This window comes from Streptomyces sp. NPDC029292 (genome assembly GCF_055569295.1).
Window position 1 is genome coordinate 156,307 of the sequence record NZ_JBVHXR010000013.1, and the last position, 26,196, is coordinate 182,502.

Sequence of the window (26,196 nt, forward strand, 5' to 3'; positions counted from 1 at the left end):
CACGCCCCTCACGCGAGCCCCGGAGTGATCCGGGGCTTTCGTCGTGTCGGAGGCGTGTCGGAAAGCTACGCTCAAGGGGTCGCCAACCGGCCGTTGACCTGCCGGAAGGCTCGCCAAGATCATTACGTCGTCATTACGTGATCACTGACAAACGGCTGCCTGCGACCGCATCCGACTGCACATACGCGAAGACCCCGTTCTCGGCGAAACCGCTGATGGCGGGGTCTTTGGGCACCTCATAAAGGGTGCCCCCGGCAGGATTCGAACCTGCGCACACGGCTCCGGAGGCCGAGTGTGCGAAGGCCGACACCGACAGCGGCTGCTCCTGATGCAGAGCAAGTGGCCGCACCGGACCGACCTCCCGGAGGGGGAGACCTGAGCGTCACCTGGAGCGGCGAGCCGAGCCGGTTCCTGCGCCCGCTGGGGGTGCAGGGCACGCGCGGCTGAACTCCTTGGCCGCAGTGGCGGGCGTCGCGTCCGAGGGTGGACGAGAAGGCAGACAAAAATCGGACATCACGCGCAGGTGGAGGCGCTGGTCGGGAAGAATGGATCGGCGATGACCTTCCAGAACTCCCAGACGCCCCAGCTTCCTGCCCCGGACCCGGTCGACTACGGCCCCTTCGCTCACCTGACCGTCCCCAACGCCGCCCTCTACCGGCAGGTGATGCGTGCGTTCCTGGCGGCCAAAGAGCGGTTTGCGGTGCATCTGCGGCCGGAGGACGTGCATGCCGCCATGGAGGCGGGGAGCAGGCCGGGCGACGTGGAGTCGGTGGTGAAGGCGTTGGACAGTCTTGTCGTCTGGGGGAATCTGCGGGCCGATCCGAATACCGCGCGGGTGACGGCGGTCGAGGACTTCTACCGCAAGCGGTTCATCTACCAGCTCACGCGGGCCGGTGAGGCGGCCGAGGCGGCGCTCGGGACGTACGACGAGGTGCTGGGGCGGCGCGGCGAGCTTCAGGCGGTCGCGCTGCACGACATCGTCACGCAGCTGAGGGCGCTGCTGGTGATCGCGTCGGAGGAGGAGCCGGACCCGGCCAAGGCGTACGTGGCGCTGTCCGTGCTGACGGCACGGTTCGCCGACCTCGCGGACAATGCCCGCGCGTTCATGGGGTCGCTCCAGCGCACCATCGACCTGCACGACGTCGAGGTCGAGGCGTTCCTCGCGTACAAGGACCGGCTGATCCAGTATCTGGAGCGGTTCATCCAGGACCTCATCACGCTCGGCGGCCGGATCGCCCTGCTGATCGGGGAGTTGGAGGCGCAGGGCCGGGTCCGACCGTTGCTGCGCCTGGCCGCCGTCCGTGAGGCCGCCGACGCCGCTCCCGAGGACGCCGCACACGCATCGGCGGCGGCGTACGAGAAGTGGGCCGCTCGGTGGTCGGGGCTCGCGGAGTGGTTCGTGTCGGCGGAGGGGCGTGAGTCGCAGGCCAGGCTGCTGCGGGGGCGGGCACTCGGGTCCATCCCGCAACTCCTGGCGGTTGTACGGCAGTTGAATGAGCGGCGGGCCGGGCGTTCCGACCGCTCGGCCGACTTCCGCGCGCTGGCGCGCTGGTTCGCCCAGGCGCCGGACGATGCGGCGAGGCACCGGCTGTGGCGGGTGGCGTTCGGGCTGTACTCCTCCCGCCATCTCACCGTCGACGCCGACACCCTCGCCGAACGGAGTGCCGAGCCGCAGCCGGCGTCGACTCCGTGGGGCGAGGCGCCCCCGCTGCGGATCAGTCCTCAGCTGCGCCGTACCGGCAGTTATGAGCGGCGCGGTAAGCCGCGCAGGGTGGCGGACCGGGGCGAGGCGAAGCGCAGACTCGCCGAGATCGCCGCCCGGCAGGCGGAGCAGGCGGGCGCGGCCCGGACCCGTCTCGCCACCGGCGGCCCGATCCGGCTCTCCCGCCTCGGAGAACTCGATCCGTTCGCCTTCGAGTTGTTCCTGCGCCTGCTCGGCGATGCCCTCGCCACCTGGCGGCCGGGGATGACGACCACCGTGGCCACCAGCGGCGACGGCTCGATGGAGATCCGGCTGATCGCGCTCGATGACGGCTCGACGGCCGAAGTGCACACTCCGGACGGGGTGTTCAGCGGACCTGATCACGTGATCGACATCATCGACAACATCGAAATCATCGATAAAACGGACAACATCGACCTCGTGTCGCGGAACGGGGCTGGCACTGTCAGGCCCGCTGGGCAGGCCTCGGCCCAGGCCCAGGCCCAGGCTCAGGCCCAGGCCGGGTCCGAGTCCGTGCCCCAGAACTTCGTGGACACGAAGGAGGGCCGATGACCACGACCGGCCCCCTGGCCGAAATCCTGGACGGCCAGCGAGAGGCGGACCTGCAACGGGCCGCGCGCGCCCTGCTGAAGGAGCCGCTGCTCACCGCCGACGGGCCGCACTCCGACGCGTTCCGGCTGGTGCGCCGGCACGCCGCCGAGCTGCGGGAGTGGTTCGAGCGCAACGTCGGCTGGACGCTGCGCACGGACGCCGACGCCGCGCGGCTGCGCAAGACGCCGGGCACCCTCACCGACGCCACGCACGCGGCGCGCGAGACCGGCCGGGCCGCTCTGCCCTTCACGCGGCGCCGCTACGTCCTGCTGTGTCTGACGCTGGCGGCGCTGGAGCGGGGCGAGTCGCAGGTGGCGCTCGGGCGCCTCGCCGAGCAGGTCGTCCTGGCGGCGGCGGATCCCGAACTCGTCGCCGCCGGGATCACGTTCACCCTGGAGCGGCGCGACGAGCGCCTTGACCTCGCGGCCGTCGTACGGCTGCTGCTGCGGCTCGGGGTGCTGCGACGGGTGGCCGGTGACGAGGAGGCGTACGTCAGCGGATCGGGCGATGTGCTGTACGACGTACGACGGCGGGTGCTGGCGGGGATGCCGGCGGCCCGGCGCGGTCCTTCCATGATCGAAGCCGAGGACTTCGAGGAACGTCTGGTGGAGATGACGGCGCAGACCGCGCTCGACAGCGACGAGCTCAGGTTCCGGGCGATCCGCTGGAAGCTGACCCGCCGCCTCCTGGACGACCCGGTGCTCTACTACGACGACCTGACCGACGACGAACTGGCCTACCTCACCCGGCAGCGCGGCTTCATCACCGCGCGCATCGGCGAACTGACCGGACTGGTCGCGGAGGTGCGCGCCGAAGGCATCGCCATGGTCGACCCGTTCGACGACCTCACGGACGTACGCATGCCGGAGCAGGGCACGCACGGGCACATCACTCTGCTGCTGGCGGGACATCTGGCGCGGGCCGCCGGGCCTGTCGAACCGGCGGAGCTGGCGTCGCTCGTACGCGAACTGGCCGTGGAACACGGGAGTTTCTGGTCCAAGTCGGCGAGGGAACCAGGAGCGGAGCCCGAACTGGTGGAGCAGGCCCTGGTGAAGCTGGTGGCGCTGGGCCTCGCCGAGCGCACGCCGCGGGGCGTCGTATCGCGGCCGGCCCTCGCGCGTTACGCGGTCGGCGAGCCTGTCGTCAGGCAACCGGGACCCGCCCGCCACCCGGCCGAGCCGCCACCGGTTCGAGCGGCCGCCGGACTCGATCGTGAAGGAAGAGACTCGGCCGTGAAGGACGAAACTCGATCGTGAAGGACGAAAAAGGACGAAAGGTGAACCGCGCCGTGACCGCGCTCCCCAGCCCCGCGCCCGGCCGGTGGCGGCCCCTGCGTATCGGGCTCGTGGACCTGTTCCACTACGACGTCGAGGAGTTCTGGTTCCGCGACGGGCGGCTGCTGCTGCGAGGCAACAACGGCACCGGCAAGTCGAAGGTGCTCGCCCTGACCCTGCCGTTCCTGCTGGACGGGGACCTCTCCGCGCGCCGCGTAGAGCCCGACGGTGACCCGGGCAAGCGGATGGAGTGGAATCTGCTCCTGGGTGGTGAACACCCGCATCCGGAACGGCTCGGCTACACCTGGATCGAGTTCGGACGGCTCGACGAGACCACGGGCGAGCCGCGTTTCCGTACGCTGCTGTGCGGGTTGAAGGCGGTCGCCGGACGCGGTATCGCCCGCCACTGGTTCGCGGTGACGGATCAGCGGATCGGCGCCGAACTCCACCTGCTGGACGCGACAGGCACGGCCTTGTCCCGGGACCGTCTCGCGGAGGCCATCGGCGGCCGCGGCATGGTCTACGACACCGCGAAAACGTACCGCAGAGCGGTCGATGAAGCTCTCTTCGGACTCGGGGAGCGGCGCTACGGGGCGCTCGTCGACCTCCTGATCCAGCTGCGCCAGCCGCAGCTGTCCAAGCGCCCCAATGAAGCGGCCCTGTCCAGGGCACTGACGGAGGCGCTGCCGCCGATGGACCAGGCCGTCATCGCCGACGCGGCGGAGGCCTTCAGGTCGCTGGACGAGGAGAAGGAGGAGCTGCGGGCGGCGCGCGAGGCGGAGCAGGCGTCCTCGGGATTCCTCGACCACTACCGGCGCTACGCCCGCATCGCCTCCCGGCGCCGGGCCCGCCTGCCCCGCAGCGAACACGCCCGGTACGAACACCTTCAGCGTGAACTCCTCAAAGCCCAGAACGACCGGGAACAGGCCGTGACGGACCGGAAGGAGGCCCAGGAGAGGGCAGCCGCCCTCGACGAGCGGGCCGCGCGGCTGAGCGCCCAGGACGCCACCCTGCGGACCGGGCCCGAGATGCGCGACGCCCGCGAGCTCGAACGGGCGGCGCTCGACGCCTCCCGCACCGGGGAGGAACTGACGCGTGCCGAGGCGGACCGTCGCACGGCGGCCGAGGCACACACCCGGGCCCTGGGCCGGCTCGCCACCGCGGGCCATCGCCTCGACTCCGCGCAGCAGGCACTGGACGATGTTCAAGGCCGCGTGGCCGAGAGCGCCGTGGCGGCCAGGATCGACGCCCCGCGCACACAGGGAGCCCCCGATGCGGCCCTGCGCCGGGAGGCGGACGAGGCGACCGGACGCAGGCGGCGCGCCGTCGAGCATGTGGAGGAACTCGCCACGCGGGCCGAGCGGAGCGAGGAGGCGCGCAGGGCCGCCCAGCTGCGCGCCGACGAGGCCGACGAGGAGGTCGTGCACAGCGGGGAGCGGCTGGCCGAGGCCGAGGAGAGTGTCGCCGAGGCGGGCCGGGCACTGGTCGCGTCCGTCAGGAACCACCTGTCGCACTGTGTGGAGCTGCGCCTTCCCGGGCTGCCGGGGGTCCTCGACGCGGTTCAGGACTGGCTGAGCAGTGTGGACGGCCCGCACCCGGCAGGCGTGGCGGCGGCCGGGATCCACCGCACCGTCGCGTCCCACCTGGCCGACCGGGCGGCCGACCTGGCTCACCGCGAGGCGGCGAGGAAGGAACGGCAGCGGCTGGCGGAGGAGGAGCTGACCGCTCTCGAAACGGGCGGACAGCGCGGCCCGTCGGTTCCGTACACCCGCACGCCCGATGTCCGGGAACGGGGTCTCGGCGCCCCGCTGTGGCGGCTCGTCGACTTCCGCCCGCACGTCACCGAGGCCGAACGCGCGGGACTGGAGGCCGCGCTGGAGGCTGCGGGACTCCTCGACGCCTGGGTACGGCCGGACGGTTCCGCGGTGGCGACGGACGGCCACGATGTGCTGCTCGACCCCGTGGGTCCGCTCGGCGGAGCCGGACTCGACCAGGTGCTGTGTCCGGCGGTCGACCAGGCGGACGCGGGGGCGGCTGCCGTGGGGGAGGGGACGGTCGAACTGCTGCTCGCCACGATCGGGCTGGCCGGAAAGACCGGGAAGACCGGAAAGAACAGCGGCAGGCCCGAAGAGGCCCCCTGGGGTGCAGGCGGCATCGACACCTGGGTCTCCACGGACGGGCGTTTCCGCGTCGGCGCTCTGACCGGAAGCTGGGCCAAGGACAGCGCTCAGTACGTGGGAGAGGGGGCGCGGGAGCAAGCGCGCCGCGCCCGGATCAGCGAACTGCGCACCGAACTCGGCGCGTTGGAAGCGGAGCGGGAGCAGCTGGCCGAGGAGCTGCGCGAAGTGGCCGAGCGCCGTGGCGTGCTCGACGCCGAACTCGCCGCGGTACCGGGCGATGACGACCTGCGCCATGCCCATGCGCGCGTCACCGCCGCGGCCGACGCGGCCCACCGGGCCCGTACCCGGCAGGGTGAGCGGGCCGCGGAACTGGCCCGGGCGGCGGGGGACGCCGACCGTGCGGCGGCCGAACTCACCGAGACGGCGGCCGACATGAACCTCCCCGCCGACAGGCTCGGACTGGGATCCGTGCGCCAGGCGCTCGCCGACCACACCGCTCTCCTTGCGGCGCTGTGGCCGGCACTGCGTGAGCGCGCGGAGGCTGAGCACGCGGTCACCGGCGAACAGACGGAGACCGGCCGGGCCGAACTCCGCGTCTCCGAACTCGCGGAGCGCACGACAGAAGCGATCCGCCTCGCCGCCGCGGCGGACGAACGCCTCACGACACTCCGCTCCACGGTCGGAGCGGCCGTCGTCGAACTCCAGCGGCGGCTGGAGGAGACAGCCGCGGCCGTGCGCGCCTGCAAGAGCGAACAGCAGCGTGCCCAGGAGGACTTCGGCGACGCGGACCGGCGCGTCAGCCACGCCGAGGGGCGCATCGAGCGGCTCGGCGAGGACGTCACCGATGCGACCGCCGCTCGCGAACGTGCCATCGCGGCCCTCCAGCGGTTCGTCGCGACCGGAGTGCTCGCCGTCGCCCTTCCCGATGCCGTCGTACCGGACAGCGACGGCGGGACATGGGCGGCGACCCCGGCCGTCAACCTGGCCCGCGCCATCGAGTCCCAGCTCTCCTCCACCGACGACTCGGACGCGGCCTGGGAACGCGTGCAAAAGCGTCTGAGCGAGGAGTTCAGCAGGCTCCAGGACGCGCTGTCCAGGCATGGCCACACCGCCACCGCCCGTCCGAGCGAGGACGGCATGCGGGTCGACATCGTCTACCAGGGCCGTGAACGGGCCGTTCCCGAACTCGCCGAAGCCCTGGCCACCGAGGTCGCCGAACTGACACGCATTCTGTCCGCCCACGAGCGCGAGATCCTGGAAACCCATCTGATCACCGAGGTCGCCGGCACGCTCCAGGAGCTGATCGGTGCCGCCGAACGACAGGTGCGCGCCATGAACAGGGAACTGGAGGAGCGGCCGACCTCGACGGGAATGAAGCTGCGGCTGGTGTGGCGGGCGTCGCGCCGGGCCCCGCAGGGACTGGCGCAGGCCCGTGAGCGGTTGCGCCAGTCCGCCGACGCGTGGTCGCCGCAGGACAGGGCAGCGGTCGGCGCGTTCCTCCAGGAGCAGATCGCGCGTCGGCAGGCCGACGACAGTGCCGGCAGCTGGCTGGAAGACCTGACCGCCGCCCTCGACTACCGGGCCTGGCACGAGTTCGGCGTCGAACGCCACCAGCACGGCAAGTGGGTACCGGCCACCGGGCCCGCCTCGGGCGGCGAACGCGTACTGGCCGCGTCCGTGCCGCTCTTCGCCGCCGCGTCCTCCCACTACGCGAGCGCGAGCGGTGCGTACGCCCCACGCCTCGTCACCCTCGACGAGGCTTTCGCGGGAGTGGACGACGACTCCCGCGCCAAGTGCCTGGGACTGCTGCGTGCCTTCGACCTCGACGTCGTCATGACCAGCGAACGGGAATGGGCCTGCTACCCGCAGGTCCCCGGAATCGCCATCGCACAGCTGTCCCGGGTCGACGACATCGCCGCCGTCCTGGTGACCCGGTGGGAGTGGGACGGCGGCGAGCGACGGCGCGGCACTGAGCCCGATGTCATGGTGCGCGCGACCGTGGTCCCCGCTCAGGCCGGCGCTCTGGGAGACGAAGCCGGGGAATCGGCCCCACCGACCGCCGGGACGGCACGGCCCGCCGGCCCGGACACCAGCGGAGAACAGGAATCCCCGTGGACGTGAACCCTTCGGCTCCGCCCTCCGCGACCGGACGGGCGGCCACTCCTCGGGTATCGGGGGAGCGGGTGGGAGCGAGGAACGTCGTGGCGGCGGGGCCGGCCGGGACACCGCAGGCCGAGGCGCGGGTCGACACCGAACGTCTTGGACGGCTGCTCGGAGACCCCGGCCTTGCCTGGCTCCTGGAACGCGTCCGGCAGCGGATGGCCGACGGACGGCCGCTCACCGGCACGATCACCCTGTCGCACCCCGACGACCTCCAACGCCGAGCTGCCGAACGTCTGCTGGGCCGCGCCCCGAGTGCGGGCCGCTCGCTGACGGTACGCCTCGACGCGGTGGACGCCGTCCTGCGTCGCTCCGGCGTCAGCCCTGACGGCCTGGGGGCTGCCGTTGTGGCCGTCACCGGACCCGTTGCGTCGCGGGCAAAGACGCTGAACAGAGAGGCACAGGCATGGGAGAAGGCATGGGCCCCGCTCGCCGGCCTGCCTGCCGAACTGGCCGACTGGGCACAGCGGATCCGCAAGGACGGTCTCGTACGGCGACTCGCGCGCACGCCCGAAGCCGCCGGGCCTCTGGTGGCCGCCGCCGTGCAGGCGCTGCGCGCGCTGCCCGCGGTTCCTCCGATGTCACGGGCGACGTTCGCGGCACGGTATCTCGCCGGTTCCCACGCCCTGGACGAGGGAACGCCGCTCGCCACGCTCGTCCTGTCGGGGATCCGAGCCCTCACGGACCTCCCCGAAGGCACCGGCACCGAGTGGCGACGCGAGGTCTGGGCTTCGGCCGGTCTGCTCAAGGACGACGTGTCGTCCACCGTCCTGACCCTCAACCTGCGAGGCACACCGGCCCTCGACTGGATGGCCGACGAGGGTGAGCCGACGGTCCTGACGCTGCGTTCTCTCACTCGCGGGGCCGCAAAGGGAATCACCGCCGCGACAGGAGCCGTCCACGTATGTGAGAACCCGGCCGTCCTGTCCGCCGCCGCCGACTCCTTCGGTTCGGCATGTCCGCCCATGGTGTGCCTCCAGGGGCAGCCGTCGGCGGCCGCGCTCACTCTGCTGCGCGGCCTGTACGCGCGAGGAGCCGCGCTTCTCTACCACGGTGACTTCGACTGGGGTGGGGTGCGCATCGCCACGGCACTGGGGCGAGGTGTCCCGTGGCGACCCTGGCGATATGGAGTCGCCGACTATCAGGTGGCCGTGGCCGCAGTGAGTGAGCCGCAGGGCTTGACGGGCGCGGCCGCCGTGACGCCTTGGGACCCGGCCCTGGCAGTCGCTCTGACCGAGCACGGAGTCCGTGTCGAAGAGGAGTCGGTCCTCGACGATCTGCTCTCGGACCTGGAGATGTTCGCTGAAGCACATCGGACGGTGCCGGGGGCCGGTGCACTGCACTCGCCGTGGCACGTGGTCCGGGAAACGTAGGCCGTCGGCAAACGTGCGGACCGGTCCTGTCGTCGAACGCCGCCGGCGTCACAGACCGGGATCTTCCGACTCTGCGTACGGGTCGCTGAGCTGGTGAACGTCCCCGTGACCCCCAGATTGGGGCCATGGCGCCCACCCCCACCCCTCAAACACCGGTTACCGTACGTGTGTTCACCCAGCGTTTCAGCTCCACGCCGCTCGGCGCCCGCCTCGCCCGGCACCTCGCAGTGCGCCGGTTGCGCAGTTGGGGCATCCCGTACAGCTGCGCCCCGTCCGACACCGCCGCGCAGCCGCTGCCGTCCGACAACGGCATCACCTGGCTGGGCACGGCGGTGCTGGTCCGGGCGCCGGACCCGGACACGGCACGCGCCATCCTGACCCCGGACCGGTACGCCGACATTGAGGTGCACAACTGGCAGTTCGGTGGGCGGCCGTCATGACCCGAGGGCGCCCGGCCGACGTCACCGCCGAAGCCCTGTCAGGCCGGTTCGGCCTGCGCCCGCCGATGCCACCCGTGCTCCTCGTTCCCCCGCGCAGCTGTCGGTCATCGCGCCGTTCCTGCTGTTGAAGCCCTGAGGCGGAGCTTGAAGTCCTGTAGAAGGACCTCAGTGGCGGGCGCGCGTCCCTCGACGAATTCGATCAAGAGGTCCGCACACCGACGCCCGAAACGGCGCGGCGCCAGGTCCACGGCGGTGACGCGGGGGTTGCACAGCTCCATCGCCGGGCTGTCCACGCAGGAAGCGAGCAGCAGGTCCTCGCCGACGGAACGGCCGACCGCCTGAGCGGCGCCCGGGACGCCGAGGGCGGCCTCGTCAGGAGCGCAGACAATGGCATCGATGTCCGGGGTGGTTTCCAGGAGAGTCCGGACGGCCCCCGTGATCTGGTCCGGCGTGGCATCGAAGGGCACCGTGATGACCTGCCGTGGAACGTCTTCCTGACCGCACCAGGCCGCGTAGCCGCTGCGCAGCGAAGCCGCCCAGTCGGATGCGACGTCGGGGGCGAGCAGAGCCGGGCGGCGGGCGCCGCGCTCCCGCATGTGATCCAGGATCGCAGTGATCACGGCCTCGTGGTCGACACGGACGACGCCCTGCGGCGAGTGCCCTGGGGCGAGACTGCGTTCTCCGGTGACCACCGGCAGAGCGCTCTCCAGCAGCCGGCTGACCGTGTCGTCCGCCTGAAGGGGGTCGATGACGACAACGCCATCGACGCGGGGACGTACGGGGACGCCGCTCGGGTCGGAGGGGTGGGCGAGCAGGGTCAGGTCGTAGCCGGACTCGCGGGCGCGCTCCACTGCCCCGAAGGTGAACTGCATGTAGTAGTTGACCGAGGTCGTCATCTGCGGCAGGTACAGGCCGAGGGCACCGGTGCGGCTGCCCCTGAGATGCCGGGCAGCGGAACTGGGGGTGTAGCCCAGCTTCTCGGCGACAGCCTGGATGCGTAGCCGGGTCCGCTCCGAAACGCGGCCATTGCCGGACAGGGCATCGGACGCCGTCGTCTTGGAGACCCCGGCGCTCCGAGCGATGTCCAGGATCGTCACAGGCTGGTCGGGGGCGGTATCGGCGGTCACACCCAGAGCGTAAACCCGGCCCGCGGACCCTTGATCGGCAGGAACTCGCTACACCTGCGGCGTCTCATTTCGTGGAAAGGCTCTTGGCAGATCTCCTGGCGGCTCTGTACGGTCCGCGGCGTGCCGGAACGTTCCGGCAATTGCTTCCTCCCGTCCCCGCAGAGGAGCCGGACATGACCGAAGTGACCAGATCGCTTCCGGAACCGACCGATGTCGACGCCCCGGGCAGCGCCGCAGGCATCGAACAGCACGCCATCGACTGGATTCCAGAAGCCGAGCGGCACGGCAAGGTGTCCTCGCTCGGCAACATCTGGTTCGTCGCCAACATCAACCTGACCGGAATGTCAACCGGCGTGGCCACGCTCGCCGTCGGCGCCGGCCTGTTCTGGACGACGGTCGCCACACTCGTCGGCTCCGTCTTCGGCACCTTCTTCATGGCCTTCCACTCGGCCCAGGGCCCGCAGCTCGGCCTGCCCCAACTCGTCCAGTCACGCCCTCAGTTCGGCTACCTCGGCGCGGCCCTGACCGTGTGGGTCTTCGCGCTGATCAACTACATCGCCTACAACACCTCCGACGCGCTGCTGGCCGGCGCTGCCACCCGGCAGCTCTTCCACATGCCGAGCGCAACGCTCGGATACGTACTGTCCGCGGCCGTCGCGGCACTCGTCGCCCTCTACGGCTACCGCTGGATCCACCGGGTCGAGCGCTGGCTCGCCCTTCCTCTGGTGGTCGTGCTCGTGCTCCTCGCGGTCGCGGTGGTGGCTTCCCCGGGGACCACGGCCTCGGCGTGGAAGCCGGGCACGTTCGACTTCGCCTCCGTGATGACCGTCTTCGTGATCGTCGCCGGCTTCCAACTCGGCTGGGCACCCTACGTCTCCGACTACTCCCGTTACCTGCCCGCGCGCACCGGGGTCCGCGCCACGTTCTGGTGGACATACCTGCCGAGCGTGATCTCCTCCATCTGGGTCTTCGTCCTCGGCTCGGCGATCGCCGCGCTCGAGCCGGAGCAGTCCGACCCGGTCAAGGCGATCACCGCCGTGGGCGATTCCTTGGCACCGGGGCTGGGCTGGGTGGTGTCGCTGCTCCTCTTCCTCGGCCTGCTGTCCATCATGGCGATCAACCAGTACGGCGGTTCCCTCAGCCTCATCTCCATCATCGACTCGTTCCGCCCGCTCAAGAGCACCCGCCGACTGCGTGCGGTGACCGTCGTCGCGATGGCCGCGATCGTCTTCCTGGTGGCACAGACGGTCGGCGTGGACCGCTTCAACTCCTTCTACGCCAACGCGCTGATCTTCCTCGCGTATCTCTTCACTCCGTGGACCGCGATCAACCTCGTCGACTACTTCCTCGTCCGGCGCGGCGCCTACGTGATCAAGGAGATCTTCAACCCGCAAGGCGTCTACGGCCGCTGGGGCTGGCGTGGCATCACCGCCTACCTGGTGACCACCGCGGTCATGGTGCCGTTCTTCGTGACCGGGCCCTTCACCGGCCCTGCCGCCCGCGCACTGGGTGGCGTCGACTACTCGATGTTCATCGGCCTGGCCGTCGCCGGAGTCCTGTACTGGCTGCTGTGCCGCAACCTCGACCTCGCGCGGGAGCGGGAGCTTGTTCGGGCCGAGGGCATCCTGCAGGACCAGCACTGAGCCAGACCGTCCCATGCTCGGGAAGTGTTGAAGAGATCAGAAGAGGTACTTCCCGATGCGGTTGACGCCGACGGAGCGTGACCGGCTGCTGTTGTTCGGGGCCGCCGAGCTGGCCCGCACCCGCCGGGCCCGCGGCCTGAAGCTGAACGTCCCGGAGGCGACCGCCCTCATCGCGGACACTGTCTGCGAGACCGCCCGCGACGGCGCCCGGCTCGCCGAGGCCATCCAGCGCGCCCGGTCGGTGCTCGGACCCGACGTACTGCCGGGTGTCGCGGACATCGTCACCGAGGTGCATGTCGAGGCCGTCTTCGACGACGGTTCGCGGCTTGCGGTGGTGAGCGATCCGATCGGCGGCGGGCTGGGGGAGGGAGCGCCGGGCGCGCTGCTGCCGGGGCCCGAGCACGCCGAGCCCGAGTCGGTCGTCCGGCTCACTGTCACGAACACCGCGACCGTGCCCGTCTCCGTCACCTCCCACTTCCACTTCTTCGAGGCCAACCCGCGCCTGGACTTCGCCCGCGCCGACGCCTACGGGATGCGGCTCGCCGTGCCCGCCGGGTCGTCGGTGCGGTTCGGGCCGGGGGAGAGCTCCGCGGTGGGGCTGGTGCCGATCGGGGGTGACCGGGTCGCGATCGGGTTCGCGGGGCTGGTCGACGGGGCGCTGGACGCGCCTGGGGCGAAGGAAGAGGCCCTGCGCCGGGCCGTTGCCTGCGGATACCTGGGAGCGCGACGATGAACCCGTACGAGTACGCCGCCACCCACGGTCCGCGCGCCGGTGACCGCGTTCGCCTGGGCGACTCGGGGCTGACGATCCTCGTCGAGTCCGACGCCCAGAAGTACGGCGACGAGTTCCTCGCCGGCTTCGGCAAGACCGCCCGCGACGGGCTGCACCTCAAGGCCGCCGCCGTCCGCGAGACGTGTGACGTCGTCATCAGCAACGTGGTGGTGACCGACGCGGTACAGGGGATCCGCAAGGTCTCCATCGGTATCCGCGAGGGCCGGATCAGCTCCATCGGCCGGGCCGGGAATCCCGACACCCTTGACGGCGTCGACGTCGTGGTCGGCACGGGCACCTCCATCGTGTCCGGGGAGGGGCTCATCGCCACCGCCGGAGCCGTCGACACGCATGTCCACCTGCTGTCTCCGCGCATCATGGAGGCCTCGCTCGCCTCCGGCGTGACCACGATCATCGGCCAGGAGTTCGGGCCGGTGTGGGGGGGTCGGCGTCAACTCGCCCTGGGCGCTGCGCCACGCCTTCAGCGCCTTCGACGCCTGGCCGGTCAACATCGGCTTCCTGGGCCGGGGTTCGTCGTCCAGTGCGGCCCCTTTGGTCGAGGCCCTCGCCGAGGGGGGGGTGCGAGCGGCTTCAAGGTGCACGAGGACATGGGCGCCCATTCGTCATAGCGGGGCGGCCCGAGCACGAAGTCGCAGTCCGTCACAGCGGCGCCGGCACTTCGCCGGAGCCGCCCGCGCGTGCACCGCACCACGGCAACCGGATCCGCCTGGTCCGCGAAGCGCTGGGGTCCTTCGGCGCCTGGTGGTTGAAAGGTCGGCTGGTTCCCGGCCTGTCCTTCACGGAGCTCCCCGCGGCTGCCACCTTCGGGCCGGTGATGCGGCGTGTGCGGGACGTGGTTCGCGTCGCCGCGGGTGGCCGGTGCGGTGGTCTCGTACGTGGGACAGGTGTGCTGAGGCAGGGGTGTCGCCCGTCCGGTCCGCCAGGGGTCAGCGGGCCGGGCGGGTGAGCGCCTCCAGCGCCAGACCGGTGAGCACCGGCTCGATTGCGCCGCGCCGTGGCATGACCGCGCCCCGGAAGCCGTGGGCGTGCAGCAGTGACATCAGCCACCACGCTCCGGCCTCCGCGTCCAGGTCGGTGCGGATGTCGCCCGCCTCCTGTCCGCGCCGCAGCAGGTCGGCGATGGCGGTGGCGACATGGCGTACGGACCGACGGGCCGCGTCGTCGATCTCCGGCCCGGCGGAGTGCCGGGTGGCGTCGGCGAACAGCACGCCCAGTGAGCCGCGGGAGTGCATCCGGTCGATGTGCCGGGGTGCGAACCAGGCGGCGAGCAGCTCCGGCACCGGCTGTCCGGCCTCCGCCTCCTCGCGCAGCTGGCCCGCGATGACCGTCCCTGCCCGCTCCAGGACCGCGGCGAACAGGGCCGCCTTGGTGCCGAAGTTCTGGAAGACGACGGGTTCGCTGACGCCGACGCGGCGGGCGATGTCGGAGACCTTGCCGCGCTCGTAGCCGAACTCGGTGAAGATCTCGGTCGCGGCGTCGAGGATCACCGCGCGGCGTTGCTCGGCCGTCATGCGCGTCCGGCGGGGCGGGACCGTCGTGTTCGCGGGCCGGGGCTCGCGCGGTGACGAGGCGGGGGACTGGTTCACATCCTTCAGGCTAGCGCCCCTTGCCGCCTTACTTAGTCACGGCTAAGCTCGAACCAACTTCTTAGTCGTGACTAAGTAAGGAGAGGCCATCATGCCTTTCGGACGTGTCCTGCAAGGCCGTCACGACCCAGCGGCGCCCGGCGCCCTCGGGAACGCGCGCGGTTACGAACTCTTCAGCAAGGTCATGCTGTTCGGTCGACGCCGACGGATGTACGGGCAACTCGTCGCCCTCAGCGGCGCCCGCCCCGGCGACCGCGTGCTCGACGTCGGCTGCGGCCCCGGCTACCTGACCCGCATGATGGCGTGCGCCGTCGGCCCGGACGGTTCGGCGCTGGGCGTCGACGCCGCGCCGGCCATGGCCGCGTACGCGACCAAACACACCCGGGAGCCCAACTGCACCTTCACGCAAGGGCTCGGAGAAGCGCTCGAACTGCCGGACGCCTCCGTCGACGTCGTGGTGACCAGCCTGGCCGTCCACCACATCCCGGAGGACGAGCGGGCGCGTGCGGTCGAGGAGATGTACCGCGTACTGCGCCCCGGCGGCCGTGTCCTGATCGCCGACTTCCGCCCGCCCAGCGGGGGCAGGCTGTCCCTGCACATGGTGGGAGCCGCCACCGGCCCGGCCATGCGGCACAACCCCGTCCACCTGCTCCGCCCCCTCACCGAGGCGGCCGGATTCACGGAGCTGAGCGACGGGGACGTACGACCGTTCCTCACGTATGTGCGCGGCGTGAAGCCCTGCACCTGACGGCTGAACCGCTGCCCCGGCCGACGCTGATCGCGACGACCTTGCTGGTGTGGCAGCTCTGGGCGGGGCACCGTGACCGCCGCCCGGAGAATGGGGAGCACGAGATGGCGGCTGGCCGAGCGCCCACCGATGCGCCAGCAGGAGACCGGCCTTGTGGGACGGCCGACGATCCGGACCGTCCCACAGGCCGTCGAGCGGCGGTCAACTCTGGGAAGTTGAGGCGCGCCTCTTCGCCAGCCACCACGCCCCGCCACCGAGAACGAGCAGCGCCACGTCCCCCCGCCGATGATCAGCCCCGCCGACGAGCCCTCGTCCTCGGCGGCAGCCATGTCGGCGGCTGCCGGAGTCGAGGACGGAGTGGTCGACGGTGTCGGGGTCGGACTCGGGCTGGCCGTCGGGCCGGGGCTTGCCGAGGCGGCGCCGGGTGCCGCTGCCTTATGGAAAGTGATCGAAAGGGGTCGGACGGGGAGGCGGGTGCTGGGCGCGGTGGTGGAACCTGTATGCCCTGGCAGCGTATCGACCCTCTCGTGCGCGGTTCGCTGCCGGGTAGCTCCGAACGTGACTGCTGTCGACCTCCCTCCATCGGTGTCACGTTTTCCCAGGTCATAGGCGGGTTAACGGACATGACAACGGTCACCGGTGCAGCCTTTGCCGATTCGCTCGGGCATGCGTTTCACTTCGATCGAGGCATCCATCGCGAGGGGGAAGGCGCACAGCATGAGCGACCACGGTCATGAGCACGATGCGGGGCACGAGCACGGCTCGGGAGGCCACGCCGGGCACTCCCACGGCGTGACGGCGGACGCCGACCGGCGCTGGCTGGGCATCGCGCTCACGCTCATCACCGCGTTCATGGCCGTCGAGGTCGTCGTCGGCATCGTCGCGAGTTCGCTGGCGCTGATCTCGGACGCGGCGCACATGCTCACCGACGCCGCCTCGATCGTGCTCGCCCTGATCGCGATGCGACTGGCCGCGCGCCCGGCCCGCGGCGGCTTCACGTACGGCCTCAAGCGCGCCGAAATCCTCTCCGCCCAGGCCAACGGGCTGACCCTGCTGCTGCTCGGCGCGTGGCTGGCGTACGAGGCGGTCCGCCGTCTGGTCAACCCGCCGGAGGTCGAGGGCGGGCTGATGCTGGCCACCGCGCTCGTCGGCATCGTGGTGAACGTGGTGGCCGCCTGGTGCATCTCCAAGGCCAATCGCACCTCGCTGAACGTCGAGGGCGCCTACCAGCACATCCTCAACGACCTGTTCGCCTTCATCGGCACCGCCATCGCCGCGCTGATCGTCGTCACCACGGGCTTCGCCCGCGCCGACCCCATCGCCACGCTGGTCGTCGTCGCCCTCATGTTCAAGGCGGGCTACGGGCTCATTCGCGAGTCGGGCCGTATCTTCCTGGAGGCGGCGCCCGCGGACATCGACCCGGACGAGCTGGGCGACAAACTCGTCGCCCAGCCGGCCGTCGTGGAGGTCCACGACCTGCATGTCTGGCAGATTACCTCCGGGCAGACCGCCCTCTCGGCCCACATCCTGGTCGAGCCCAGCGGCGACTGCCACGCCGTCCGCCGCGACCTGGAGAAACTCCTCCAGCACGACTACGGCATCACCCACACCACCCTTCAGGCCGACCACGCCCCCGAGAACGTGCTTCAGGTGGCGCTCCCGGGCGAGCATGCCAACGACACGGCGCACTGCGAGGACTCGCACGGCCCGGTCCACCGGGACGAGCCGCACGAGCACTGAGCGCTGATCCCCCGTCGCCCGGCCGGAGCCGAAGCTCCGGCCGAGCGCCCGGTCAAGGGCCGGCCGTGGCGCCCCGCTTGTCGAGCATGTCGGCCATCAGCTCCATCTCCGCCTGCTGACCGTCGACGATCGTCCGTGCCAGGCGCTCGACCTGACCAGGACCAGGACCAGGACCGGAAGCTGGCCGAGGCACAGCGTGCGCGCTGGCAGCAGGCGTACACCGCCCATCCCGGCATGTACGGCGACGAGCCCTCCACGCCCGCTGTCCATGCCGCAGACGTCTTCCGCGCGGCCGGCGCCGAACGCGTCCTTGAGCTGGGGGCCGGGCACGGGCGTGACACCCTGTACTTCGCCCGGTGCGGCTTCACCGTCATGGCAACCGACTTCAGCCCCATGGGTTTGGGCCAGCTGTGTGACGCGGCCGGCCGCCTCGGACTCGGCGACGCGGTGGACGCCACCGTCCACGACGTACGCGAGAAGCTGCCGCTGGCGGACGCCTCGGTGGACGCGGTCTTCGCACACATGCTGCTGTGCATGGCCCTGTCCACCGAGGAGATCCACGCTCTGGTGGGCGAGGTCCGGCGCGTGCTGCGGCCGGGCGGCACGTTCGTCTACACGGTTCGCCACACCGGCGACGCCCACTACGGCACGGGTACCGGACACGGCGACGAGATCTTCGAGCACGGCGGCTTCGCCGTGCACTTCTTCGGCCGCGCCCTCGTGGACTCCCTCGCCGAGGGATGGCGCCTCGATGAGGTGCATGCCTTCGAGGAGGGCGAACTGCCGCGCCGCCTGTGGCGGATCACCCAGACGCTGCCTGGATGAGACCGGCTCCCGTGCCGGATCCTCTGATCGGCATCGGCCACCTGCTGCGCGTGCGACTCCTGCTGAGCGCAAGCACAGGGTTCTCCACGATCTTGCTCTTCCACAATCGACGACAGTCGACGACGGGCTGACGGAGCCCCCCGGCACTACCGTGGATGCAGGTTCGGCGTCACCGCCCAGGCGGACCGCGCGGTCCTCGACGGCGGCTGGCCATGGCCTGGACAGTCATCGACCTGGCCACCGTTCCTTCGCAGCGGGCCGGTCTGCTGCGGCGGCCGGCGGAAGGCGGGCCCGCTGACGAACGCTCGACTGCCCTGGTCTTCTGAGTCAGGGATTCTGTGGGCTGCTGGTGACGGTGGTACGAGAGGACTCGTCGACGTGGAGGGTGAAGACGTCGGGGCGGGCGTAGTGGCCGGTGGGGTCGAAGTCGAAGCGGGCGCGAGTGAGGTCGTCGAGGTCGAGTTCGGCGGTCAGGATGCCCTCGCCGTCGCGCAGCGGCCCGGCCAGGACCTCGCCGAGCGGGGAGACGATGACGGAGCCGCCGCCGATCAGGACCGTGTCGGGCTCGTCGCCCTGGACGGGGTGGAGGTCGGCCGGCAGGGCGTCGCGGCGCAGGTACTGGTTGGCGCTGAGGACGAAGCAGCGGCCCTCCAGGGCGATGTGCCGCATGGTGGCCTGCCAGGCGTCGCGGTCGTCCACGGTCGGTGCGCACCACAGGTCGACGCCTTTGGCGTACATCGCCGTGCGGAAGAGCGGCATGTAGTTCTCCCAGCAGATGCCTGCGCCGATGCGGGCGGTGCCGGTGTCGATGACAGGGAGGGTGGAGCCGTCGCCCTGGCCCCACAGGTAGCGCTCGGCGGCGGTGGGCATCAGCTTGCGGTGCAGGCCCAGGTAGCCGTCGGGGCCGAAGAAGAGCGCCACGCAGTACAGCGTGCCGCCCTGGCGTTCGACCGCGCCGACCACGGCGTGGGATCCGAGCTCCCGGGTGACGGCGGCCAGGGCCGCGACCTCCGGGCCGGGGATCTCGATGGCGGCGGCGTGGTAGCGGCGGAACAGCTCGCGGCCGGCCGGGGTGCGGCTGCCGACCGTGATGTCGAAGTCCAGTCCCTTGGGGTAGCCGCCGAGGAACGCCTCGGGGAGCACGACGACCTCGGCGCCGTGGTCGACGGCGGCCTCGCGGATCAGTTCCTCGGCGCGAGTCAGCGCAGCTGGGGTGTCGAACAGGGGAGCGGCCGCCTGGACGACGGCGACGGTCATGGTGCGGCGGGGATCAGGGGAGGTGGAGGTCATGCCAACGAGGCTAGAAACCCGCAAGCTCATCAGGCAAACTAATCCATACAATGATCGACATTTATGAAACCGAATTCAGGAAGGCGGACCTGAATCTGCTGGTGGTCTTCGCCGCACTGATGCGCGAGCGCAGCGTCACCCGGGCCGCCGCCGCCCTGCATCTGAGCCAGGGTGCGGCCAGTGCCGCCCTCGGCCGGCTGCGCAGACTCTTCGACGACGAGCTGTTCACCCGTACTCGCACCGGCATCGAGCCCACGCCGCGCGCCGTCGAACTGGCCCGCCGCATCGAACCGGCCCTCGGACTGATCCACGGCGCCGTGACCGACCAGGACCGCTTCGACGCGGCCACCGCCCGGCGCACCTTCACCCTGGGCATGTCCGACGACCTGGAGGCAGCGCTGCTGCCCCGCCTGCTGACTGCGACGGCCGGCCTGCCGGGCATCCGGCTCGCCGTACGGCAGGCCAACCGCAACACCGTCGCCGACATGCTCGACCGCGGCGAGGTCGACCTCGGAGTAGCCGCCGCCCCCGCACACTCCGGCGACCACCGCAGCCAGGAGCTGTTCACCTCCGGCTACACCTGCCTGTTCAACCCCCGGCTCCTGCCGCTGCAGACCCCGATCAGCCTGGACGACTACCTGGCCCACCCTCACCTGCTCATTTCCTACGACGGTCGGCGCGGCATCGTCGACGACCTCCTGGAAGCACGCGGACTCGACCGCCGGGTGATCGCCTCCACCACCCACTTCGCCGGAGCTGCGCTCCAGCTCGCGACCCTGCCCGCCCTGGCCACCCTCCCCACCCACGCGGCCACCGTCTACGCCGACACCTTGGGCCTGACGGCCGTCGCGCCGCCCCTGCCGATGCCCGAGTACACCGTCAGCTCGATCTGGCATGCCACTGTGACCGACGACCCCGCTCACGTCTGGCTCCGCCACCTGGTCGCTGAGCGTGCTGTGCGGCCGTAGACACAGGCCCGAAGGGCACCCCGGCCGTTGCCTGGCCGAAATTCGTGCGAAACACACCCTCCCTAGGGTCACCCGCACGTCGGTCATGGCTGCAACGGCCGACGGGTGACCGGCAGTCCGGCGCTAACCAGCCACCTTTCACCGCGTTTTGAGGAGGAAGGATGGCTGTGCAGCCTCCTGCCGACACGCGCGCCCCAGAAGCCGCCGCGCACCCCGTCGACGTACGACCGCCCCTGCACCGCATGGTGCCGCTGAGCCTGCAGCATGTGCTCGTCGCTTACTCGGGCCTGGCCACCATGCCGCTGCTCGTGGGCGTCGCACTGGATCTGCCGGACGACCGGATCCGGCTGCTGATCAGCGCGAACCTTCTGGTCAGCGGTCTGGCGACGCTGCTGCAGACACTCGGTTTCAAGTGGTTCGGGGCGCGGTTGCCGATCGTGATGGGGTCGACGTTCACCGCGATCACTCCGGCCGTGCTCATCGGCCAGGAGCACGGCCTGGCCGCAGTGTTCGGGGCGACCATCGTCGCCGGGCTCGTGACGGTAGCGGTCGCGCCATGGTTCGGGCGGATCCTGCATCTGTTTCCGCCGCTCGTCACCGGCTCGGTCATCGCGGTCATCGGGTTCTCCCTGGTGCCGTCGGCGGCCGGGCTCATCACCGGAAGCGGGAACGAGGACGGCAGCGGCGCGCGAGGGCTCGCCCTCGCCGCCGTCACCGTCGCCCTCGTCGTCCTCGTCGAACGGCTGGAGCCCCCCGCCATGGCACGCTTCTCCGTGCTGGTCGCGATGGCCGCTGGTGCGCTTCTGGCCGTACCCCTGGGCCTGTTCGACGGTTCGGCGGTCGGCGAGGCGCAGGCCCTGTCGGTGCCGGATCCGACCGCGTTCGGGGCGCCCACGTTCGTCCTGCCGGCGATCGTCGCCCTGCTCGTCGTGCAGGTGGTCAACATGGTCGAGTCGGTGGGCGACACCCTGGCCGTGGGACAGATCGTGGAGCGCGGCGACGACCCGGGGACCGTGGTGAGGGCGCTGCGCGCCGATGGGGCGGCCACCGTGGTCTCCGGCGGTTTCTCGTCCTTCCCGATCGTGACGTTCGGGCAGTCCGTCGGTCTGTTGAGCGTGACGCGGGTGGTGAGCCGTCATGTCGTTGCGCTGTCTGGTGCGTTGATGGTGCTGCTCGCCTTCGTTCCCGTGCTCGGGGCGGCGGTTGCGGCGGTACCGGGACCTGTGCTCGGCGGGGTGTCACTCGTGACGTTCGGCACCGTCGGCGCGGTCGGGCTGCGGATCCTGAGCCGCGCCGACCTCTCCGACGGGCGCAATCTGCTGACGGCGGCACTCGCGTTCGGCCTCGGCATGATCCCGGTCGGCGCGCCCGACTTCTACGCGCCGCTGCCGTCGTACCTGCGCACCGTCCTGGACAGCGGCATCGCGGTGACCGGGATCGTCGCCTTCACGCTGAATCTGCTGTTCCACCACACGGGCCGCACCCGTTGCGTCCCTCGTGGCAAGGAGCAGATCTGATGTACGTCGACACGATCACCGACGTCTGTGTGTGGAGCGGCGGGCGCTGGCTGGACGCGCGGGACGTGCACGTGGCGGACGGGCGGGTGACGGCAGTCGTCGGGGCCCGCGAACTGCCCCGTGGACAGCGGGTATTGGCGGCGGCGGGCGGGCATCTGACCCCGGGCCTGGTCAACACGCATACCCACCTCCACCAGGCGTGCATGCGCGGCATCGGCGAAGGCGAGCCGCTGCTGTCCTGGCTGCGAACTGTCGGCGAGGAGACCGTCGCGCTCACTCCCGATCGCGCCTACGCAGCGGCCGCCGCCGCGGCGACGGAGGCCCTGCGCAGCGGCACCACCACGCTGGTGGACCACATGTGGCCGAACCCGTCCGCCGAGATCCACGACGCGGTGCTGCGCGCCCTGCACGACTCGGGGATCCGCGCGGTGCTGTGCCGCGGCGTGGCCGACCGGGCGGACCCGTCCCGCAAGTGGGGCTTCGACCCACGTCTCATGCAGCAGCTGGACAGCGCCCTCGCGCACACCGACGAGTTGGTGGACGCCACGGCGGGCAGCCGCGTCTCGGCGGGGCTCGCCGTGCCCAATCCGCGCAGCCTCACTCCTGCGGGAATGCGGCAGGTACGGACGTACGCCGAAGAGCGGGACCTGCCGGTGTCGATCCACCTCCTGGAGACGGCGACGGACGACTTGATGTGCCGGGAGCACACCGGTCAAGGAGCCGTGGAATACCTGGAGGCGGCCGGATTCCTGTGGGAGCGGCTGCTCGCCGTGCACTGTGTGGAGCTGGACGCGGCGGGCCGTGCGGCGCTCGCCCGGCACGGAGTCGGCGTCTCCTACAACCCGCTCAGCAATATGCGGCTGGGCAGCGGCATCGCCCCCGTGATCGCCATGCGGGAAGCGGGACTTCGGGTAGGGCTCGGGGTCGACGGGGCCGCCAGCAACGACACCCAGGACATTCTGGAGGCCATGCGGATCGGGGCGTATCTGCAGCGTGCCGCGCACCGGCGGGCCGATCTGCTCGGCTTCGCGGAGATGTTGGCCATCGCCGCCGGCGGCGCCAACGAGGTGCTCGGGCTCGATTCCCGCGCGGACGGTGTGGTGGCCGGTGCCAGGGCCGACCTCGTGCTGCACCGCTTCGAGCGGGACTACGCGTGCCTTCCGGTGCGCGATCCGGGCGCAACACTGCTGACCTGCGCGAGCAGCCGGACCGTGGACACGGTCCTGGTGGCGGGCGAGGCGGTGGTGCGGGACGGGCGCAGTGCGCGCCTTTCCGAGGCGTTCCTGGTGGACCTGTTGTCGCGATAGCGGCCACCCTCTGGTGATGGCCCTTCGCATAGGGCGGGCGGCGCCGAGCGCACAGCATCGGGGGGATGGTCCCGATTTCGGCCCGTACCGCCGCCAGACCGACGTCGTCGTCCGTCGTGAACGTGCTGTCGCAGTAACAGAACTGGTTCCCGGACGAAACACGGTGCCGCCAGGCTGACTTCATCGCGCATGGCCCCTGTCGACGGGGCGTATGCCAGCCCACGGCGCCGGGCCCACGGACGGGTCCGAGGCCGACCGTGCCCGCGGACCTCTGTGTGTCCGCGGTGGGGGTGCAGGGGCGGTGACTGCACCTCGTAGGACTCGGAGAACACCACTCCGATGTACTCAGGAGTACTTGCCGCGATGACTGACATCACGACGCGTGCTGTGCCGCACGCGACGCCTCAATCGACGTACGGCCTCGCCGAACTCGACAAGGAAACCCGCATGGGCGGGGCCGGAACCGAGACCACGGCGCGGGAGATCCGCCGCATCGACCTCTCCGACTTCGAGGCCCGCAGGGCCGAGATCACCGAGGAGCTGTGGGCGGCGGCCACGGACATCGGGTTCTTCCAGCTGGTCAACCACGGCATCGAACAGGACCTGGTGGACGAGGCGTTCACGAACGCCGAGGGATTTTTCGCGCTGCCCGAGGCCCACAAGGCCCGGCATGGGCTGAAGAAGGGCCTCAACTCCGGGTGGGAGTCCATGACCCAGGTCAGGCCGTCCGTCGGGACACCGGACCAGAAGGAGTCGTACCAGGTCACCCGCCCTCACATGGAGGGGCTCTGGCCCGACGACGTCCTGCCCGAATTCCGGCCGCGCGCCCTCGACTTCGAGACGCGCTGCCGCGAGGTGGCGATGCGGGTCCTGTCCTGCTTCGCCGACAAGCTGGGCTTCGCCGGCGACTTCTTCACCCGCGCCCACGACCCTCGGAGCATGCACTACCAGTCCACCCTGCGGATGCTGCACTACTTCGCGATCCCCGAGGACGCCGAGCTCGACCCGAACGTGTGGCGGGCCGGTGCGCACACCGACTTCGACTGCCTGACGCTGCTCTTCCAGCGGGACGGGCAGGGCGGGCTGCAGGTGTGCCCGGGAAAGGAGGCCGAGGCCCAGGAGTGGACTCCCGTGGTGCCCTCGGCCGACGCCATCACCTGCAACATCGGCGACATGCTGATGCGGTGGAGCGACGACCGGCTTCCGTCCAACTTCCACCGGGTCAAGTCCCCGGGCCCCGGCGAGGACCGGGGCGCCCGCTACAGCATCGCCTTCTTCGCCCAGGCCGACCGTGACGTGGTGATCGAGGGGCCGGACGGCCGGTATCCGCCGATCACGGCGGAGCAGTACATCCAGCAGCGCATCGCCGCCAACTTCGCACGATAGGAGTGCTGTTGTGATGATGTCCGCGAAGCAGCGGGCGCCGTTCGGGCGGCTCGCGGTGCTGGGTCTCCAGCACGTTCTGGTGATGTACACGGGCTGTGTCACGGTGCCGCTCGTCTTCGGCGCGGCCACCGGGCTCGATGCCTCGACCATCGCTCTGCTCATCAACGCGGACCTGCTGGTCGCGGGCGTCGTCACGATGATCCAGGGCGCGGGCGTCGGGCGGGTGCTCGGCGTCCGTATGCCCGTGATGGCCGGCGCGGCCTTCACCGCCGTGGCGCCGATGATCCTGATCGCCGGTGAGTACGGGCTCCAGGCCGTATACGGTTCGATGATCGCCGCCGGGATCTTCGGCCTGCTCGCCGCCTGGCCGTTCGCCAAGGCAGCGCGCTTCTTCCCGCCGCTGGTGAGCGGTGTGGTGATCACCGTGGTCGGCCTGGCGCTGATCGGTGTCGGCGTCAACCTTGTCGTCGGCAGCGACCCCAAGGCGGCGGACTACGCGGCGCCGTCGCGCCTCGCCCTCGCTGCCTTCGTCGTCATCGTGATCCTGCTGGTGGCGAGGTTCGGCCGGGGCTTTCTGGCCCAGACCGGCGTCCTGCTCGGGCTGTTGGCCGGTACGGCGGTCGCGGTACCGCTGGGACTGGTGGACCTGTCCGCCGCCCGTGGCGCCGACTGGATCGGGGTGAGCGCTCCGTTCCACTTCGGCGCGCCCGAGTTCCCGCCCGTCGCGGTCATCTCCATGTGTGTCGTGATGCTGGTCCTGTTCGCCGAGTCGACCGCGGACCTGATCGCGGTCGCCGAACTCACCGGCAAGGAGCTGACGACCGCGGACATGGCGCGCGGGCTGGCCGCCGACGGTCTGTCCGGGGTGCTCGGCGGAGTGATGAACGCCTTCCTCGACACCGTCTTCGCCCAGAACGTGGGCCTGGTGTCGATGACCCGGGTGCGCAGCCGCCATGTGGCCACCGTCGCGGGCGCCATCCTGGTTGCCCTGGGCCTGGTTCCCAAGCTGGGGGCGGTGGTGGCCGGGCTGCCCGGACCGGTCGTGGGCGCGGCGGGACTGGTCATGTTCGCCACGGTCGCCGCCGTCGGTATCAGCACACTGCGGAAAGTCGAGTTCGAGGGAACGCAGAACCTGCTGATCGTCGCCGTGTCGATCGGCGTGGGCATGGCGCCCGACGTGGCACCGGACCTCTACTCCCGTTTCCCGGACGGTGTGCGCATCGTGCTGGGCTCACCGGTGACGAGCGCGACCCTGATCGCGTTCGGGCTGAACCTGGCCTTCAACCGGACCCGCCCGGCACGCACGGCGGACGACGAGGCAAAGACAAAGGCAAAGGCAGAGGCAAAGGCAGAGGCAAAGGCAGAGGCAAAGGCAGAGGAGCAGACTCGGCAAACGTCCACCACCCCGGCGGAATACGTCCCATAGCGCGGGTGCCAGGGCGACCGCGCACGTCATCAGCGCGGGCTCGGTTCGGCGAGGCGCTGGTCGTCGGTGCCGGGTGCGTTCTGGACCGCGAGGATACGGACGCGGTCGCGGTCGCCCAGGGCACGCCGGCGGTGTGGGACGCCACCCGGGTAGATGAGG

17 protein-coding genes and 2 pseudogenes are annotated in these 26,196 nt (G+C 71.0%); 16 read left to right on the top strand and 3 right to left on the bottom strand.

All coding sequences use genetic code 11. From position 1 onward, the window contains the following. Positions 1–556 precede the first annotated feature (556 nt). The 5 genes and pseudogenes from ACZ4WS_RS27230 to ACZ4WS_RS27250 form a co-directional block, all read left to right on the top strand. On the top strand, positions 557–2,275 hold the full coding sequence (locus ACZ4WS_RS27230) for a TIGR02677 family protein (RefSeq protein WP_467984287.1): 1,719 nt from the start codon (positions 557–559) through the stop codon (positions 2,273–2,275). Further along, entirely contained in the window at positions 2,272–3,570 is a 1,299-nt protein-coding gene (locus ACZ4WS_RS27235) for a TIGR02678 family protein (RefSeq protein WP_467984290.1), read from the top strand. The genes ACZ4WS_RS27230 and ACZ4WS_RS27235 overlap by 4 nt, the downstream gene beginning before the upstream one ends. A 32-nt stretch (positions 3,571–3,602) precedes the next feature. Further along, on the top strand, positions 3,603–7,829 hold the full coding sequence (locus ACZ4WS_RS27240) for a TIGR02680 family protein (RefSeq protein ID WP_467984292.1): 4,227 nt from the start codon (positions 3,603–3,605) through the stop codon (positions 7,827–7,829). Positions 7,830–7,891: 62 nt separating this feature from the next. After that, entirely contained in the window at positions 7,892–9,241 is a 1,350-nt protein-coding gene (locus ACZ4WS_RS27245) for a TIGR02679 family protein (RefSeq protein WP_467984293.1), read from the top strand. 290 nt (positions 9,242–9,531) lie between these two features. Then, a pseudogene (locus ACZ4WS_RS27250) lies at positions 9,532–9,681 on the top strand (YciI family protein); the annotation flags it as partial. Between the two features lie 104 nt (positions 9,682–9,785). On the opposite strand, the gene ACZ4WS_RS27255 reads toward ACZ4WS_RS27250, so the two are convergent. After that, positions 9,786–10,808, bottom strand: coding sequence for a LacI family DNA-binding transcriptional regulator (locus tag ACZ4WS_RS27255; RefSeq protein WP_467984296.1), 1,023 nt, complete (start codon positions 10,806–10,808; stop codon positions 9,786–9,788). Between the two features lie 173 nt (positions 10,809–10,981). On the opposite strand from ACZ4WS_RS27255, the gene ACZ4WS_RS27260 reads away from it, so the two are divergent. The 3 genes and pseudogenes from ACZ4WS_RS27260 to ACZ4WS_RS27270 all read left to right on the top strand — a co-directional run. Then, positions 10,982–12,451, top strand: coding sequence for a purine-cytosine permease family protein (locus ACZ4WS_RS27260; RefSeq protein ID WP_467984298.1), 1,470 nt, complete (start codon positions 10,982–10,984; stop codon positions 12,449–12,451). 55 nt (positions 12,452–12,506) lie between these two features. Beyond that, positions 12,507–13,184, top strand: a complete 678-nt coding sequence (gene ureA / locus ACZ4WS_RS27265) for an urease subunit gamma (RefSeq protein WP_467984300.1) — start codon at positions 12,507–12,509, stop codon at positions 13,182–13,184. Then, positions 13,181–13,846, top strand: a pseudogene (locus tag ACZ4WS_RS27270) (urease subunit alpha); the annotation flags it as partial. The gene ureA and the pseudogene ACZ4WS_RS27270, both read left to right, overlap by 4 nt. Positions 13,847–14,170: 324 nt before the next feature. On the opposite strand, the gene ACZ4WS_RS27275 reads toward ACZ4WS_RS27270, so the two are convergent. Beyond that, the gene (locus ACZ4WS_RS27275; RefSeq protein ID WP_467984302.1) at positions 14,171–14,830 is read right to left on the bottom strand and encodes a TetR/AcrR family transcriptional regulator; all 660 of its coding nucleotides are present in this window, start codon (positions 14,828–14,830) and stop codon (positions 14,171–14,173) included. Between the two features lie 91 nt (positions 14,831–14,921). On the opposite strand from ACZ4WS_RS27275, the gene ACZ4WS_RS27280 reads away from it, so the two are divergent. From ACZ4WS_RS27280 to ACZ4WS_RS27290, 3 genes are all read left to right on the top strand, one after another. After that, positions 14,922–15,578 (top strand): class I SAM-dependent methyltransferase, encoded by a 657-nt coding sequence (locus tag ACZ4WS_RS27280; protein ID WP_467984304.1) that lies wholly within the window; start codon positions 14,922–14,924, stop codon positions 15,576–15,578. 717 nt (positions 15,579–16,295) lie between these two features. After that, on the top strand, positions 16,296–17,318 hold the full coding sequence (locus ACZ4WS_RS27285; RefSeq protein WP_467984306.1) for a cation diffusion facilitator family transporter: 1,023 nt from the start codon (positions 16,296–16,298) through the stop codon (positions 17,316–17,318). Between the two features lie 135 nt (positions 17,319–17,453). Next, the gene (locus ACZ4WS_RS27290; protein WP_467984308.1) at positions 17,454–18,143 is read left to right on the top strand and encodes a class I SAM-dependent methyltransferase; all 690 of its coding nucleotides are present in this window, start codon (positions 17,454–17,456) and stop codon (positions 18,141–18,143) included. 327 nt (positions 18,144–18,470) lie between these two features. Here the strand turns inward: ACZ4WS_RS27290 and ACZ4WS_RS27295 are convergent, their stop codons facing one another. Then, on the bottom strand, positions 18,471–19,433 hold the full coding sequence (locus tag ACZ4WS_RS27295) for a nitrilase-related carbon-nitrogen hydrolase (protein ID WP_467984309.1): 963 nt from the start codon (positions 19,431–19,433) through the stop codon (positions 18,471–18,473). Between the two features lie 50 nt (positions 19,434–19,483). On the opposite strand from ACZ4WS_RS27295, the gene ACZ4WS_RS27300 reads away from it, so the two are divergent. The 5 genes from ACZ4WS_RS27300 (at position 19,484) to ACZ4WS_RS27320 (ending at position 26,037) form a co-directional block, all read left to right on the top strand. Further along, on the top strand, positions 19,484–20,401 hold the full coding sequence (locus ACZ4WS_RS27300) for a LysR family transcriptional regulator (RefSeq protein WP_467984310.1): 918 nt from the start codon (positions 19,484–19,486) through the stop codon (positions 20,399–20,401). Between the two features lie 161 nt (positions 20,402–20,562). Beyond that, entirely contained in the window at positions 20,563–21,918 is a 1,356-nt protein-coding gene (locus ACZ4WS_RS27305; protein ID WP_467984312.1) for a uracil-xanthine permease family protein, read from the top strand. Then, positions 21,918–23,225 carry an amidohydrolase family protein gene (locus tag ACZ4WS_RS27310; RefSeq protein ID WP_467984314.1) on the top strand — a complete coding sequence of 436 codons (1,308 nt, stop codon included), beginning with the start codon at positions 21,918–21,920 and terminating at the stop codon, positions 23,223–23,225. The genes ACZ4WS_RS27305 and ACZ4WS_RS27310 overlap by 1 nt, the downstream gene beginning before the upstream one ends. A 363-nt stretch (positions 23,226–23,588) precedes the next feature. Beyond that, positions 23,589–24,611 carry an isopenicillin N synthase family dioxygenase gene (locus tag ACZ4WS_RS27315; protein ID WP_467984316.1) on the top strand — a complete coding sequence of 341 codons (1,023 nt, stop codon included), beginning with the start codon at positions 23,589–23,591 and terminating at the stop codon, positions 24,609–24,611. 13 nt (positions 24,612–24,624) lie between these two features. Beyond that, on the top strand, positions 24,625–26,037 hold the full coding sequence (locus tag ACZ4WS_RS27320) for a nucleobase:cation symporter-2 family protein (protein ID WP_467984318.1): 1,413 nt from the start codon (positions 24,625–24,627) through the stop codon (positions 26,035–26,037). Positions 26,038–26,196 lie beyond the last annotated feature (159 nt).

Bases quoted from the DNA above. Each gene is read 5' to 3' on its own strand.
- ACZ4WS_RS27260 (WP_467984298.1), top strand. From the start codon at position 10,982: ATGACCGAAGTGACCAGATCGCTTCCGGAACCGACCGATGTCGACGCC.
- ACZ4WS_RS27280 (WP_467984304.1), top strand. From the start codon at position 14,922: ATGCCTTTCGGACGTGTCCTGCAAGGCCGTCACGACCCAGCGGCGCCC.
- ureA (WP_467984300.1), top strand. From the start codon at position 12,507: ATGCGGTTGACGCCGACGGAGCGTGACCGGCTGCTGTTGTTCGGGGCC.
- ACZ4WS_RS27310 (WP_467984314.1), top strand. From the start codon at position 21,918: ATGTACGTCGACACGATCACCGACGTCTGTGTGTGGAGCGGCGGGCGC.
- ACZ4WS_RS27315 (WP_467984316.1), top strand. From the start codon at position 23,589: ATGACTGACATCACGACGCGTGCTGTGCCGCACGCGACGCCTCAATCG.
- ACZ4WS_RS27300 (WP_467984310.1), top strand. From the start codon at position 19,484: ATGATCGACATTTATGAAACCGAATTCAGGAAGGCGGACCTGAATCTG.
- ACZ4WS_RS27305 (WP_467984312.1), top strand. From the start codon at position 20,563: ATGGCTGTGCAGCCTCCTGCCGACACGCGCGCCCCAGAAGCCGCCGCG.
- ACZ4WS_RS27320 (WP_467984318.1), top strand. From the start codon at position 24,625: ATGATGTCCGCGAAGCAGCGGGCGCCGTTCGGGCGGCTCGCGGTGCTG.
- ACZ4WS_RS27285 (WP_467984306.1), top strand. From the start codon at position 16,296: ATGAGCGACCACGGTCATGAGCACGATGCGGGGCACGAGCACGGCTCG.
- ACZ4WS_RS27235 (WP_467984290.1), top strand. From the start codon at position 2,272: ATGACCACGACCGGCCCCCTGGCCGAAATCCTGGACGGCCAGCGAGAG.
- ACZ4WS_RS27295 (WP_467984309.1), bottom strand. From the start codon at position 19,433: ATGACCTCCACCTCCCCTGATCCCCGCCGCACCATGACCGTCGCCGTC.
- ACZ4WS_RS27230 (WP_467984287.1), top strand. From the start codon at position 557: ATGACCTTCCAGAACTCCCAGACGCCCCAGCTTCCTGCCCCGGACCCG.